The organism is Sulfitobacter sp. M22, from assembly GCF_021736025.1.
GTDB classification, from domain to species: domain Bacteria; phylum Pseudomonadota; class Alphaproteobacteria; order Rhodobacterales; family Rhodobacteraceae; genus Sulfitobacter; species Sulfitobacter litoralis.
This window is the reverse complement of record NZ_WMEC01000007.1, coordinates 1-13,412: the sequence shown is the minus strand read 5'-3', so window position 1 is coordinate 13,412 and position 13,412 is coordinate 1. Positions and strand designations below refer to the sequence as shown.

The following is a 13,412-nucleotide window of genomic DNA, read 5'->3' as shown; positions in this document are numbered from 1 at the left end:
AGCTTCGGGCCAGCTAGGCCAATTCCGCGCGCCCGATATTGATCAAGAGCGGCTGTGGGTTGTCGCCGTCCTGTGCCACCTGCGCGATGCGTTCCGTTCTGGCGATATCTGGCTTCCGCATTCGCGGCGTCATGCCGACATGAAGCAAGCCCTTGTGTCCATCGATGCCGCCCGCGCCATGGGGCTTTCAATGCCACTGGAACCAGAGATCTGGATGGCTGATCGAAAGCGCCGCTTGGAAGAGGGGCTGAAACGGCTGGCCAAGGCGGTGCGCTCCAAAACCTTGCCGAGTGGAGTCATTGAAGACGGCGTTTTGCGCGTGAGCCGTCTTGACGCCGATGTGCCGGAGGAGGCCGGTGATCTCGTCCTCGATCTTTACCGTCGTCTGCCGGAGACGCGGATCACCGATATTCTCACAGAGGTCGACAAAGACACCGGCTTCACCGAAGCCTTCACGCATCTGCACACCGGTGCCCCATGCCGTGACAAGATTGGCTTGCTGAACGTGCTCCTGGCGGAGGGTCTCAATCTAGGCCTGAGCAAAATGGCAAATGCCACCAACACTCATGACTTCATACAGCTTTCCCGTTTGTCACGGTGGCATGTCGAAAGCGAGGGAATGGCCCGCGCCCTGGCCATGGTGATTGATGCGCAGACCCACCTGCCAATGACCAAATTCTGGGGTGTAGGGAAAACGGCTTCCAGTGATGGGCAGTTTTTCCCAACGACGCGGCAGGGCGAGGCAATGAACCTCATCAACGCAAAATACGGCAACGAGCCGGGCATAAAGGCCTACACCCACGTCTCTGACCAGTATGCGCCATTCGCCACTCAGGTCATTCCCGCCACGGTGAGCGAGGCACCTTATATCCTCGACGGCTTGCTGATGAACGAGGCGGGACGGAAGATAAAAGAGCAGTATGCCGACACCGGCGGCTTCACCGATCTCGTCTTCGCCGCCACGTCCCTGCTCGGGTACCACTTCCATCCCCGCATTCGCGACCTGTCCTCCAAGAGGTTGCATGTGTTTGACCTCCGCGCTGTTCCCAAAGAGCTGAAAGGGTTAACCGGGGACAAAATTCGGGAAGCGAAGATCGTCGAAAACTGGCCGGATGTTTTGCGCTGTATCGCAACAATGCTGTCGGGCCGGATGCAGCCAAGTCACCTCCTCAAGAAATTGGCCGCGCGCCCGAGGCAACATGATCTGGCGTTGGCCTTGCGGGAGATCGGCCGGGTCGAACGCACATTGTTCATCATCGAATGGCTGCTCGACACCGACATGCAGCGCCGCGCCCATATCGGCTTGAACAAGGGAGAGGCACATCACGCCCTGAAAGGTGCTCTTCGGATCGGGCGTCAGGGAGAAATCCGCGACCGTACCACGGAAGGACAACACTTCCGCATCGCTGGCCTCAATCTGCTGACCGCCATCATCATTTATTGGAATTCCAAACAGCTCGGAAACGCTGTGGCAAGGCGACAGCGGGCAGGATTGGATTGCCCACCCGAACTCCTCGCCCACATATCGCCGCTTGGGTGGGCCCATATCATCCTAACAGGCGAATATCGTTGGCGGAAAATAGAAGCGCAAAATCCTTAAAGGGGTTTTCTGCACTCAGCCCCACTCGACCCCATGTGGCCCCGCCGAAGACCGCCCTGCGCGCGGCCCGCAGTCCGGCATGATCGTCAGATACAATGTATTGGACGCCGCGCAAGCCGCGAGCTTGGAGGCTCTCGAGGAAGGCGCGCCAATGCACCTCGGCTTCCGACAGGGCCACAGAGACGCCGAGCACCCGGCGACGCTCATCTGGGCCTATACCGATTGCCGAGAGCACCGCAGCGTCGCGCACGATCCCGCCATGGCGCATCTTTTCATATCGGGCGTCGAGGATCAGATATTTGATCTCGCCCAGAGGCCGATTGCGCCATGCTGCGAGCTCGTCATCGAGCAGCTTTGCAGCGCGGCTGACCTGACTGGAGGACAGGCTCTCGATCCCGAACTCACGCATCACCGCTTCAGCCTCACGGGTGGAAACGCCCTTCACATACATTTCAGCCACTGCCAGCATCACGGCTCGCACCGAGCGCCGCCCGCGCTCCAGCGATTGCGGGTAGAACGGCTGACCATCATGATCGGCAGTCTTGGGCACCCGCACCGAGACCGTGCCTGCGGGTGTGTCGATGCGCTTTGGCTTGTAGCCATTGGCATACCCCTGCCGTCCGGGCGTGCGCTCATAGCGGCCAGCTCCGAGGAAGCGCTCACGCTCTATCTGCATCGCCAACTCGAACGCTCGCGCGAACACTGTCGCCATGTCGTTGGGGCCGTGCTCGATCAGATGTTCCATGAGGGCCTCAACCGTTGTATCCTGTCGCTCGTCCATTTGTCCGTCTCCATGATGAGTTTGCACTTCCATGGAATACCAGAATGGGCAGCTTCTGCCGGGGCGCGCCCCGGCAGAAGCTCATGGCGCCAGCATCAAATGAATTTCCAGACCTGAAGTTACACCACCCGTCTGAAATCCTGCGCAAGCTTGGGGCGTACCGCCAGCAAAACCGGCTGTACCTCGCTCTGGGTGAAATCGGTCGGATCGAACGTACGCTCTTCATGCTCGACTGGATCGAGAACGCCGACCTGCGCATGGAAAGCCACGCAGGTCTCAACAAGGGTGAAGCGCGTCACTCGCTGGCCAAGGCCGTATTTGCTCATTCACAAGGGCGCATTCATGATCGCTCTGACGCGGCTCAAAAGAAACGCGCGATGACGCTCAACCTCGTCATTGCCGCCATCACGTTTTGGAACACTATTTACATGGACAAGGCGGCCAGACACCTCGCGCAGACCAGCCCGCTATACGATGCTAGGCTGCTTCCGCACACGTCGCCGCTCGGGTGGGAGCACGTCATCCTCTCTGGCGACTTCGATTGGCATTCTGGTGCAGCAGAGCGCAAAATTGCGCGGCCACTGAACATCAGGCCCGTCAGAGACTGGGGGACTTGAAGATGTTCGCTGAAAGTTCTCCCTTGGCGTGGTTTTACGAAGAAACCTTCCGATGGCCCCTATCTGCATCAGCCTATAGTACTCCTCTTTTGACCGGAGATGCGTTGTATTGACCCAAAGTACGGCCGCAAGGGAGCACGCACCGTCAAACAGCCGTGCACCTTTGCCTGCGCATCAGAACATATATGCCCTAAGCCTTCTTTACAGTTTTTGCCTTCGTACCATGCTCGTGGACCGTTTCGACAAGCGAATGATGCCCACCTTGTCTGGGTGCAAACCAGCGGTGCAGGGCGGGCATGACCAGTAGGGTCAGCACGGTTGACGAAACAAGCCCCCCGGTTACCACAGTGGCAAGCGGGCGTTGGACCTCGGCACCGACGCCGGTGGCGAAGAGCAATGGTGCCAGCCCAAGTGCCGTCGTCATGGCGGTCATCAGGACCGGACGCGCGCGCAACCCTGCGGCCTCAATGGCCAAAGCTTCCAGATTGCGACCGGCGCGCGCAAAATCATCCATGAAACTGACCAATACCATACCGTTGCCCAACGCGATGCCGAACAATGCGATAAACCCGACAGTAGCAGGCACCGACACCGGCAACCCTGTCAACCAGAGCGCCATCGCACCACCCGTCAGCGCCAAGGGGATATTCAACAGGATGAGGATCGCTGATTTCAGGCGACCAAAGGTTACCAGAAGGATCAGCAGAACGATGCCCAACGTAATCGGAATAACCACTTTGAAACGGGCATTCGCCTGTTGCTGAAGCTCGAATTGGCCGCCCCAGACCAAACGATACCCGGGCGGTAGATCCAACTGAGCGTCCGTCAACGTCTGCGCTTCGGCAACGAAAGAGCCGATATCGCGACCGCGCACGTTGGACTGGACCGTGATGAAGCGTTCGCCATCTTCGCGTGTGATCTGGCGTGGACCGATTACAGTTTCGATATTGGCCACTGTGTCCAGCGGCACCCGTGCGCCCGAAGGCGATTCCAGCACGATGCGTCTGATCGCCTCCGGTGTGTCGCGGCTTTCTTCGTCAAAACGCACCATTATCGGAAACTGTCGCACGCCCTCGAACAGTGATCCGGCTTCGGCCCCGCCGACGGCTGCACGCAGCCCATCCAACGCGTCCTCAACATCAAGCCCGTAGCGACCAAGGGCTGACCGATCCACGGTTACCACAAGTTGCGGCGCACCGGTGATCTGGTCGGCCTGTACCTCGGCAGAACCCTCAACCTGTTGCAGGAGTGATTGCAGGACTTGTGATCGCTCCAACAGAATTTCGGAATCCGGTCCAAAGATTTTGACGGCCAGTTCGGCGCGTGTGCCGGTCAGCAATTCATCAACAGCCATCGCGATGGGTTGGCCGATATTTACCACAATCCCCGGAAAGCTTTCCAGATCTTCCGAAATCGCCGTGCGCAAACCTTCGGCAGACAAGCCGGGCCGCCACTGATCGACCGGGTTCAGCTCGATGAAGGCTTCGGCGCTGTTGGTCGGGTCAGCATGCGCGCCAACCTCACCACGCCCAATACGGGTCACGATGGACTTGATTTCAGGAAAATTCTTTAACAGCCGCTTTTCCACAAGCGTCGTCGTCTTCGTTCCTTCGGTAAGCGAAATCGAGGGTGCCATGGTGACGCGCATCAGAATATCGCCTTCCTCCAACGATGGCGTAAATTCGGAACCAAGTCGCGATCCTGCAAAACCGCCCACCGCCAAAAAATATGCCGCACAGGACGATGGCGAAAAAACGGTTACGGACAAAGAACCCGGCCGCACCACTGACCATCGCGACAGTCCGCCCCGGCTTGTCAGGGGCCTTCTTGCCGGATCGGCGCATCACCGAAAAGGCCATGGAAGGCGCAATCAGGGCCGCATAGAACAGCGATCCGGTCATGGCGAGTGCAGCCGATGCCGCCAAGGGCCGGAAGGTTTTGCCCTCAACCCCTTGCAGCGAGAAAAGCGGCAGGAAAACAACGATAACCACGGCAACCGCCGCCACCAGAGGTGCGATTACCTCGGCGGTAGATCGGGCAACCAACATACGCGGCTCTTCAGAGCCGTCATCTTCCTCAAAGCTGCGATCCACGTTTTCAGAAATGACAATCGCCCCATCCACCATCATCCCGATGGCGATGGCGACCCCGCCCAGAGACATCAGATTGGCGCTGATGCCGAGCACGTACATTGCGATAAACGCAAAACCGACGGAAAACGGAATCGACAGGACCACAACCAGACTGGGACGCCAGCCGCCCAGGAAGACAAACACCACCAACGCTACGAGCACAGCCCCCTGCCACAACGCCGTCGTGACGGTTGCGGAGGCCTTGTTTACCAGCGTTCCCTGATCATAGTAGGGGACCGCCAGTACACCATCCGGCAGGCTTGCGTTGATTTCCTCAAAGCGCTTCTGGACCCGCGCGATGACATCGGATGTGTTGGTGCCATAAAGTTTCAGAACCAACCCTGCGACAACTTCGCCTTCACCATTGGCGGTTGCAAGACCTTGCCGAACGCCACCGCCAACGATGATGTGGCCCAGATCGCGCACGCGCACGGTGCGCCCGTCCTCCACGTTGACGACAATCTCTGCGAGATCAGAGATTGTCTTGGCAAGTCCAACGCCGCGCACCGTGTATTGTTCGGATCCGATTTCGAGGAATTGCGCCCCTTCGGTTTTGTTTCCGCGCTCCAATGCGCTGATCACATCGGCGATTTGAATATCATAGGCAAGCAGCGCATCGGGATCGAGCCTGACCTGATATTGCTTTTCATAGCCACCAAGGGACAAAACTTCGGTGACACCCGGCACGGTCTGCAACTGATACTTGACGATCCAATCCTGAATTTCGCGCATCTCGACAAGGTTGCGTGCGCCGGTCTGGTCTTCCAGGCGGAAATACAGGATGAGGCCAAGGCCGGTTGAAATCGGACCCATTTGCGGGTCGCCAAACCCGTCTGGGATGTTGCCACGCGCTTCGGCGAGCCGCTCGCCCACGACCTGACGGGCGAAATAGACATCCGTCCCGTCCTCGAAATAGATGTTCACCACCGACAGCCCGAAGTTGGAGACCGACCGCATGTTTTTCAGTTTCGGAAGGCCCGACATCGCCGTTTCGATCGGATAGGTCACATAGCGTTCAACCTCTTCGGGGGCGAGCCCTTCTGTTTCGGTAAAAACCTGAACCAGCGCGGGTGTCACATCGGGAAAGGCATCGACAGGCAAAGCGCGAAACGCAAAAAGCCCGCCAAGCGTCATCGCAAAAGCCGCAATGGCCGCCAAAAGCCAGCCGCCTGCGATGCGGTGCATAAAATCAGTCATAATCAGCTATCCTAATGTCCGTGGCCGTCGCCAAAGGCGTCTTTTTCAAGTTGGGCTTTGAGTGTGAAGGCCCCGTCAGAGACAAAAAGGTCGCCTTCCTCCAGCCCGCTGCGGATTTCCACATAGCCGCCAGCGGTTGTGCCGACCATGACGGCGCGCGGTGCGAACCCGCCGTCAACAGGGACAAAAACAGACGGACGGTTCTCTACCAGTTGCACGGCGGATTGTGGCACGCGCAAAACCTCCGCGGCATTGCCGACGCTGAGATCTGCAATCACAAACTGGCCGGGGGTCAGGCTTCTGTCAGCGTTGTCGAGGATGACACGCGCCGTCGCCGTGCGCGACACTTCATCAATAACCGGTAGAATAAAGGCCACCGTTGATTGTGCGATGACGTCGCCTGCGTCTGATTTCAAGGCGACGGGTGCGCCAACGCGAACGCGGCTGATGTCCTGTTTGTAAACTGCGATATCGGCCCAAACCACGCTGTCATCGACAATCGTGAACAGCACCTTGGCGCTGGAATCCCCGGCTGTTACCGTTTCCCCCAGCGTCGCCGCACGTCGCACAATTGTTCCCGCAAGTGGTGCAGTCAGATAGGCATTGGCATTGTTGCCATCCGGAGCAGTGGCTATTTTTTTCGAGGGCGGCGTGATCAATTCCGACGGCATGCAGCTCGGTTTCTGCTGCTTCACTTTCGGTCTTTGCCGATTCATGCTCTGCGCGGGCTGTCTGAACATTCGCCTCGGATGTGACTTTTTGCGCCCACAGACCTTCCAGGCGTTCCAACGCCTGTGCGGCAAGGACTTCATTTGTTTGCGCAATGATCCATTGCGATTTCAACCCGGCAAGCTCACGGCTTGTGATCAGTGCCAGCGTATCTCCATAGGCAACGGTGTCGCCTTCACCAACCAAAAGCCGATCTATGACCCCGCTGACTTTGGGGGTGACATTTGCCATCCGGTCTGCGTCAAAGCGGATTTCTGCTGGCAGGCTGAGGGACTCGCCCAAGGCTCCCAACTCAGCTTGCTCTAGTAGGATTCCGGCCTCTTTCGCGACTTCGGGGGCCAGTTTGACAACATCGCCACCGCCTTCATCGCCGTGTGCGCCCTCAGCTTCGCCCGCATGATCGTCATCGCCATGCGCATCCTTGGCTTCACCTGCGTGGTCATCATCGTCGTGCGCATCCTTAGCTTCACCGGCGTGGTCATCATCGTCGTGCGCATCCTTGGCTTCACCGGCGTGGTCATCATCACCGTGCGCATCTTTGGCTTCGCCCGCGTGGTCGTCATCTTTCGGCGGGGTTGCGGCTGCGGCTGTCATCGGCAAAGGCGTTTCCGCATTGCCAGACGTGGCAGGTATCGTGACGAAGGCTAATACGCCCACCGTCAGCGCAGCCATGGTCATTGTTGTCGGTTTCATAATCGTACTCCAGGGATTGAATAGGTCACCGAAAACACGTCCGGGTACCTGTTGGAACTTCGTCTGCCATGATCAAACCGATGAAGTGGCCCTGAAACAGGTTCGGCTCAAACGGTTTGATCTGCTGTGATATTTATGAGTTTTACAAAGCCCGTTTCGACACGGCATATGTAAAATACCACTCTGCAATAGGGGCAGATCAGCCTCGCGGAGGACGGTAAAAACCTTGGAGCGTGGCAAGGACCACAGAGGCGTCAGCCCAATGTCGCGATCGGTCTGCTGACGACTGATCGCATGCCAACTGCACCTGCCCCGGTCCAATAATGTGGATATGGCAATCGCCAAAGCCATGGGATGCCTCACCATTCTCGCTATATCTTTGATCCTGAGCAGTTAAATCAAGATTAACCATATCGGTAGCAAAGACAACTTTTTCAAAGACTGCTTCACTTGCCTCAAATACATAGGCATCGGCTTTTGCAATGTTGAAATTCAGAGCAGCCGCAAGCAGTATGGCTAACCCGATTTTAGCAACACGAATGGCGAGGTGTATCTGCATGTAAGCGAGATATAGAACTTATCGCCGATGATCCAGAGGATTACTCGCGGCGGCATCATCCCGTTAGCTTTGCCATCGTTCTTTGGCCAAGGCGCAAAAAATGAACCTCATCTCGACCAGCGTACCGAAGGCATCGAAACACACCGCCTCGATCCCGTCGAAGATCGACGGCAGGTCAGTGACTGAGGCCGGGGTCACGGTCTATCTCCCTGTCGATCTCGTGCTCGTTCTCGACCTCACGATCCTTCTCCGGCGCGTCCTCAATCTCCAGTCGCTCGCGCGGCTTGTTCAGCACATCGTCCAGGCGCTTGCGGATCGAAGGCTTCTCGCGGCCGTGTTGCATAGATCAACTGCAACTCAGAGCGCGCCCTACCCGAGACGGAATTCAGGCGGTACGTTCAAAGCTTGGGTGGCCAAGTCCGGTCATCCAGTTGAGAACCCGGACGCCAATCTTGGCTTCTGTTTTCTGATTTTCGAAGGTACGCGCCTTTAGCTTTGGCCCAATAACCACCTTCCAGCGGCCCATGAGGGTTTCGCCCCGGCTGCGTTGGTTGTAGCCAGTGGCTTTCTGCCAGGCCATCCGCCCGCGGGCTGCGACGTCGGCGATATGGCGGTCACGTACCGTCGGATCTTTGGCTGCATTTAGGCTCAGTAATGCGTTTTTGGGGGGTGGGATCGTCAGCTCGATCAGCGATCCAAACCGGGCAGTAAGCAAATCAGATGTTGGTTTTCCATCATAAGCTCCATCTGCAAGGAACCGATCAGCCGGGCCGTCGATTTGATCCAAAAGACCTGGCAGCGCCGTCGGATCACCGACGTCGTCCTTGGTGAGATCAGAGCAGACAATCTCACCACTGACAAGATCAAGACCGAGGTGGAGCTTGCGCCAAGAGCGCCGTTTACGCCTAGTTTTATGCTTCTCCTCGAGCCAGTCACCTTCGCCAAAGATCTTCCAGACCGGTACTGTCCACAACCAGTTGCACTGGTTTGTCACACTTGGACTTCGGCTTTGGGCGCAACGTCAGCCCATTGCCACGGCGCGACAGGGTGGAAAAATCCGGCACTGCGATCGCAACCCCCAGCAGCTGCGCAATAGAGCGCATCAAGCCTTGGGTTTGACGCAGAGGCTGCTTGAAAACTAGACCCAGCGTCAGGCACATCTCGATCGCCAAGTCAGAGTAGTGCGGCTGTCCGCCGCGCGTGGTACGGCGCGGCGCCGACCACAAGGAAAGTGCGTCTTCGCTGATCCAGACGGCGTTGTTGCAGGGACCCCCGGTCGGCTGATATTGGGTGCGTTCTGTTCGTTTCAGGATGCTGTAAATGCCGTACAAGTTCAACGCCGATCGGCGTGACAAAATTCCGAAGCAAAGGCATCGAGTAACAAACTGGGCCGAGTATAACGAAGGCTTGCGGCGGCGTGGTGATCTGACGGTCTGGATCAGCGAAGACGCACTTTCCTTGTGGTCGGCGCCGCGCCGTACCACGCGCGGCGGACAGCCGCACTACTCTGACTTGGCGATCGAGATGTGCCTGACGCTGGGTCTAGTTTTCAAGCAGCCTCTGCGTCAAACCCAAGGCTTGATGCGCTCTATTGCGCAGCTGCTGGGGGTTGCGATCGCAGTGCCGGATTTTTCCACCCTGTCGCGCCGTGGCAATGGGCTGACGTTGCGCCCAAAGCCGAAGTCCAAGTGTGACAAACCAGTGCAACTGGTTGTGGACAGTACCGGTCTGAAGATCTTTGGCGAAGGTGACTGGCTCGAGGAGAAGCATAAAACTAGGCGTAAACGGCGCTCTTGGCGCAAGCTCCACCTCGGTCTTGATCTTGTCAGTGGTGAGATTGTCTGCTCTGATCTCACCAAGGACGACGTCGGTGATCCGACGGCGCTGCCAGGTCTTTTGGATCAAATCGACGGCCCGGCTGATCGGTTCCTTGCAGATGGAGCTTATGATGGAAAACCAACATCTGATTTGCTTACTGCCCGGTTTGGATCGCTGATCGAGCTGACGATCCCACCCCCAAAAACGCATTACTGAGCCTAAATGCAGCCAAAGATCCGACGGTACGTGACCGCCATATCGCCGACGTCGCAGCCCGCGGGCGGATGGCCTGGCAGAAAGCCACTGGCTACAACCAACGCAGCCGGGGCGAAACCCTCATGGGCCGCTGGAAGGTGGTTATTGGGCCAAAGCTAAAGGCGCGTACCTTCGAAAATCAGAAAACAGAAGCCAAGATTGGCGTCCGGGTTCTCAACTGGATGACCGGACTTGGCCACCCAAGCTTTGAACGTACCGCCTGAATTCCGTCTCGGGTAGGGCGCGCTCTGAGTTGCAGTTGATCTATGCAACACGGCCCTGTAAATGCCGTACAAGTTCAACGCCGATCGGCGTGACAAAATTCCGAAGCAAAGGCATCGAGTAACAAACTGGGCCGAGTATAACGAAGGCTTGCGGCGGCGTGGTGATCTGACGGTCTGGATCAGCGAAGACGCACTTTCCTTGTGGTCGGCGCCGCGCCGTACCACGCGCGGCGGACAGCCGCACTACTCTGACTTGGCGATCGAGATGTGCCTGACGCTGGGTCTAGTTTTCAAGCAGCCTCTGCGTCAAACCCAAGGCTTGATGCGCTCTATTGCGCAGCTGCTGGGGGTTGCGATCGCAGTGCCGGATTTTTCCACCCTGTCGCGCCGTGGCAATGGGCTGACGTTGCGCCCAAAGCCGAAGTCCAAGTGTGACAAACCAGTGCAACTGGTTGTGGACAGTACCGGTCTGAAGATCTTTGGCGAAGGTGACTGGCTCGAGGAGAAGCATAAAACTAGGCGTAAACGGCGCTCTTGGCGCAAGCTCCACCTCGGTCTTGATCTTGTCAGTGGTGAGATTGTCTGCTCTGATCTCACCAAGGACGACGTCGGTGATCCGACGGCGCTGCCAGGTCTTTTGGATCAAATCGACGGCCCGGCTGATCGGTTCCTTGCAGATGGAGCTTATGATGGAAAACCAACATCTGATTTGCTTACTGCCCGGTTTGGATCGCTGATCGAGCTGACGATCCCACCCCCCAAAAACGCATTACTGAGCCTAAATGCAGCCAAAGATCCGACGGTACGTGACCGCCATATCGCCGACGTCGCAGCCCGCGGGCGGATGGCCTGGCAGAAAGCCACTGGCTACAACCAACGCAGCCGGGGCGAAACCCTCATGGGCCGCTGGAAGGTGGTTATTGGGCCAAAGCTAAAGGCGCGTACCTTCGAAAATCAGAAAACAGAAGCCAAGATTGGCGTCCGGGTTCTCAACTGGATGACCGGACTTGGCCACCCAAGCTTTGAACGTACCGCCTGAATTCCGTCTCGGGTAGGGCGCGCTCTGAGTTGCAGTTGATCTATGCAACACGGCCGTGCGAATGCAAGAAATCCACGATCAATACCTCTGTGGCGCATTCCAGAAGCACAACAAAATGGTCCCCTGCCCTTGCGTAGCGCAGGTCCGCTTCGTCATCGAGCAGGACTGCACAACTTTGAGACACCCCCTCATCTCGCGATATCGACCAGACTGTCTTCTGCGCGTCGCCTGAGGCGAAATGATCGTTTCACGCTAGCGAGCGGGCTCTGTCAAAGGCACGTCGAATGGCATCAGAATCTGTACCATCAACCAACTCGTCATTTTCCGCCTGTGCGAGCCCCTGCATCAAGCTGCTTCGGAGTTCAGCCAAACCGGCTTCTTCGCGTTCAAGCAGTCGCAAGCCTACACGAAGGGCTTCGCTCGCATTTTAATAACGTCCAGATGAAATCAGGTCTTGAACCAGCTAATCTTGAGATTCTGTCAGTACCACATTGCGCGCAACCAATCATCTCCCGCTTAGCAATGTAAGCCAGCCCCAACTGCAAAGCGAAGGATAAAATTAAGGGGTTTCGTCCCCGCATCCAACGGGTTTGCCGAAGTTGGGACAAATACCGATTCGATATGTACGCAGTGCATCAACTTGTTGAGAGTTGCGAAGAAGATCCCACAACATCTTGTTTAACTTTGCTCGCTGGTAATTTTATCCCACATTAACATGTTCTTAGCGTCATAACATGAGAAAACATGATATTGAGTCATCATTTGCTTAAGCAGTATACTGCAAAAATTGTTGCCTGAGGTTAAGTTGCGTGTCATGAGTTCAGTTGTCGCTGTTTGACGTAAATCACGCGATTTAGCGACGAAACACAGATGGCCCACTAAGAGGTCGTGAGGGCAGCATGAATTCAAACGCAGATATCGTTCAAACCAACTCTATCGCCGCATCTATTGCGTCGAACGCTGCCCGCCTGTCAGAGGCGCTTAACAATCATATGCGCAATAGCTTTCAGCCCGATAGTAGAAAGGCGCTGCGTAAATTTCATCCCGCGGAAGTTTCAGAGCTTACTGGGATCAGCATGTCGAACCTTCGAACGCGGCATCAGGAGGGCGATTTTCCCGATGTAGAGACTGATTCCAGAGGTCGCAGGCTCTACACAGCCCAAGAGATCGACCAGATCCGCCATGTGATGGCGAAGACTGGTCGGAACGGTGAAACATATCTTCCCGGTCGGCGAGAGAACGACGCCCTTCCAGGTGATTTCTATCGTCAACTTTAAAGGCGGCTCTAGCAAGACAACCAGCGCCATCCACTTGGCCCAACGGTACGCTTTGCGAGGCTATCGTGTACTTGCGATCGACATGGACCCACAGGCCAGCTTAACCACGATGTTCGGATACCGTCCGGAGATAGAGTTCGCGGAAAGCGGTACGGTTTACGACGCGCTAAAGTACGAAGATCCGGTGCCGCTGAGCCAAATCATTCGAAAGACTTACTTTCACAATCTTGATCGCGCTCCTGCCGGCCTGTTGTTATCGGAGTACGAGACTGAAACAGCCTACGCGCTTCAGCACAAGGTTGATCCGCCCTTTACTCAACGTCTTGCGATCGCCATCGACGAGATCGAGAGCCACTACGATCTTGTCATCATCGATTGCCCCGCCTCAGCTAGGCTTTACAACCATGACAGCTTTGTTGGCGTCTACGGGCCTTCTGATCACAGTCGTTCCCAGCATGCTGGATGTCGCTTCAATGGCGCAATTCCTTGAA

Annotated in this window: 9 protein-coding genes and 6 pseudogenes; 6 read left to right on the top strand and 9 right to left on the bottom strand. The window is 56.8% G+C overall.

What is annotated here, in order from left to right:
* Window positions 1-40: 40 nt before the first annotated feature.
* A pseudogene (locus GLP52_RS18650) lies at window positions 41-1,600 on the top strand (Tn3 family transposase); the annotation flags it as partial.
* Here the strand turns inward: GLP52_RS18650 and GLP52_RS18645 are convergent.
* Window positions 1,548-2,381, bottom strand: coding sequence for an IS256 family transposase (locus tag GLP52_RS18645; protein ID WP_237273950.1), 834 nt, complete (start codon window positions 2,379-2,381; stop codon window positions 1,548-1,550). The pseudogene GLP52_RS18650 and the gene GLP52_RS18645 overlap by 53 nt on opposite strands.
* Before the next feature lie 128 nt (window positions 2,382-2,509).
* On the opposite strand from GLP52_RS18645, the pseudogene GLP52_RS18640 reads away from it, so the two are divergent.
* Window positions 2,510-2,998 (top strand): annotated as a pseudogene (locus GLP52_RS18640) (Tn3 family transposase); the annotation flags it as partial.
* Between the two features lie 190 nt (window positions 2,999-3,188).
* On the opposite strand, the gene GLP52_RS18635 reads toward GLP52_RS18640, so the two are convergent.
* From GLP52_RS18635 to GLP52_RS18620, 5 genes are all read right to left on the bottom strand, one after another.
* Window positions 3,189-4,667, bottom strand: coding sequence for an efflux RND transporter permease subunit (locus GLP52_RS18635; protein ID WP_237273948.1), 1,479 nt, complete (start codon window positions 4,665-4,667; stop codon window positions 3,189-3,191).
* Window positions 4,555-6,327, bottom strand: a complete 1,773-nt coding sequence (locus GLP52_RS18630) for an efflux RND transporter permease subunit (protein WP_237273947.1) — start codon at window positions 6,325-6,327, stop codon at window positions 4,555-4,557. Before GLP52_RS18630 ends, GLP52_RS18635 begins: the two co-directional genes overlap by 113 nt.
* An 11-nt stretch (window positions 6,328-6,338) precedes the next feature.
* The gene (locus tag GLP52_RS19560; protein WP_336885950.1) at window positions 6,339-6,896 is read right to left on the bottom strand and encodes an efflux RND transporter periplasmic adaptor subunit; all 558 of its coding nucleotides are present in this window, start codon (window positions 6,894-6,896) and stop codon (window positions 6,339-6,341) included.
* On the bottom strand, window positions 6,817-7,749 hold the full coding sequence (locus GLP52_RS19555) for an efflux RND transporter periplasmic adaptor subunit (RefSeq protein WP_272903672.1): 933 nt from the start codon (window positions 7,747-7,749) through the stop codon (window positions 6,817-6,819). Before GLP52_RS19555 ends, GLP52_RS19560 begins: the two co-directional genes overlap by 80 nt.
* A 199-nt stretch (window positions 7,750-7,948) precedes the next feature.
* Window positions 7,949-8,308, bottom strand: coding sequence for a hypothetical protein (locus GLP52_RS18620; protein WP_237273946.1), 360 nt, complete (start codon window positions 8,306-8,308; stop codon window positions 7,949-7,951).
* Window positions 8,309-8,335: 27 nt separating this feature from the next.
* On the opposite strand from GLP52_RS18620, the gene GLP52_RS18615 reads away from it, so the two are divergent.
* Window positions 8,336-8,494 (top strand): hypothetical protein, encoded by a 159-nt coding sequence (locus GLP52_RS18615; protein WP_237273945.1) that lies wholly within the window; start codon window positions 8,336-8,338, stop codon window positions 8,492-8,494.
* On the opposite strand, the gene GLP52_RS18610 is transcribed toward GLP52_RS18615, so the two are convergent.
* Both GLP52_RS18610 and GLP52_RS18605 read right to left on the bottom strand, forming a co-directional pair.
* Window positions 8,484-8,651, bottom strand: a complete 168-nt coding sequence (locus tag GLP52_RS18610) for a hypothetical protein (protein ID WP_237273290.1) — start codon at window positions 8,649-8,651, stop codon at window positions 8,484-8,486. The genes GLP52_RS18615 and GLP52_RS18610 overlap by 11 nt on opposite strands.
* Window positions 8,652-8,693: 42 nt before the next feature.
* Window positions 8,694-9,621: pseudogene (locus tag GLP52_RS18605) on the bottom strand (IS5 family transposase).
* 7 nt (window positions 9,622-9,628) lie between these two features.
* Here GLP52_RS18605 and GLP52_RS18595 point away from each other — a divergent pair.
* Window positions 9,629-10,605 (top strand): annotated as a pseudogene (locus GLP52_RS18595) (IS5 family transposase).
* 61 nt (window positions 10,606-10,666) lie between these two features.
* Window positions 10,667-11,644, top strand: a complete 978-nt coding sequence (locus tag GLP52_RS18590; RefSeq protein ID WP_237273293.1) for an IS5 family transposase — start codon at window positions 10,667-10,669, stop codon at window positions 11,642-11,644.
* 247 nt (window positions 11,645-11,891) lie between these two features.
* Here GLP52_RS18590 and GLP52_RS18585 read toward each other — a convergent pair.
* A pseudogene (locus tag GLP52_RS18585) lies at window positions 11,892-12,056 on the bottom strand (type II toxin-antitoxin system ParD family antitoxin); the annotation flags it as partial.
* A gap of 487 nt (window positions 12,057-12,543) precedes the next feature.
* Between GLP52_RS18585 and repA the strand changes: the two are divergent.
* Window positions 12,544-13,412: pseudogene (repA, locus tag GLP52_RS18580) on the top strand (plasmid partitioning protein RepA); the annotation flags it as partial.

Excerpts from the sequence above, each read along its gene's own strand:
- GLP52_RS18645 (WP_237273950.1), bottom strand. The coding sequence starts at position 2,381 with ATGGACGAGCGACAGGATACAACGGTTGAGGCCCTCATGGAACATCTG.
- GLP52_RS18630 (WP_237273947.1), bottom strand. The coding sequence starts at position 6,327 with ATGACTGATTTTATGCACCGCATCGCAGGCGGCTGGCTTTTGGCGGCC.
- GLP52_RS19555 (WP_272903672.1), bottom strand. The coding sequence starts at position 7,749 with ATGAAACCGACAACAATGACCATGGCTGCGCTGACGGTGGGCGTATTA.
- GLP52_RS18620 (WP_237273946.1), bottom strand. The coding sequence starts at position 8,308 with ATGCAGATACACCTCGCCATTCGTGTTGCTAAAATCGGGTTAGCCATA.
- GLP52_RS18615 (WP_237273945.1), top strand. The coding sequence starts at position 8,336 with ATGATCCAGAGGATTACTCGCGGCGGCATCATCCCGTTAGCTTTGCCA.
- GLP52_RS18610 (WP_237273290.1), bottom strand. The coding sequence starts at position 8,651 with ATGCAACACGGCCGCGAGAAGCCTTCGATCCGCAAGCGCCTGGACGAT.
- GLP52_RS18590 (WP_237273293.1), top strand. The coding sequence starts at position 10,667 with ATGCCGTACAAGTTCAACGCCGATCGGCGTGACAAAATTCCGAAGCAA.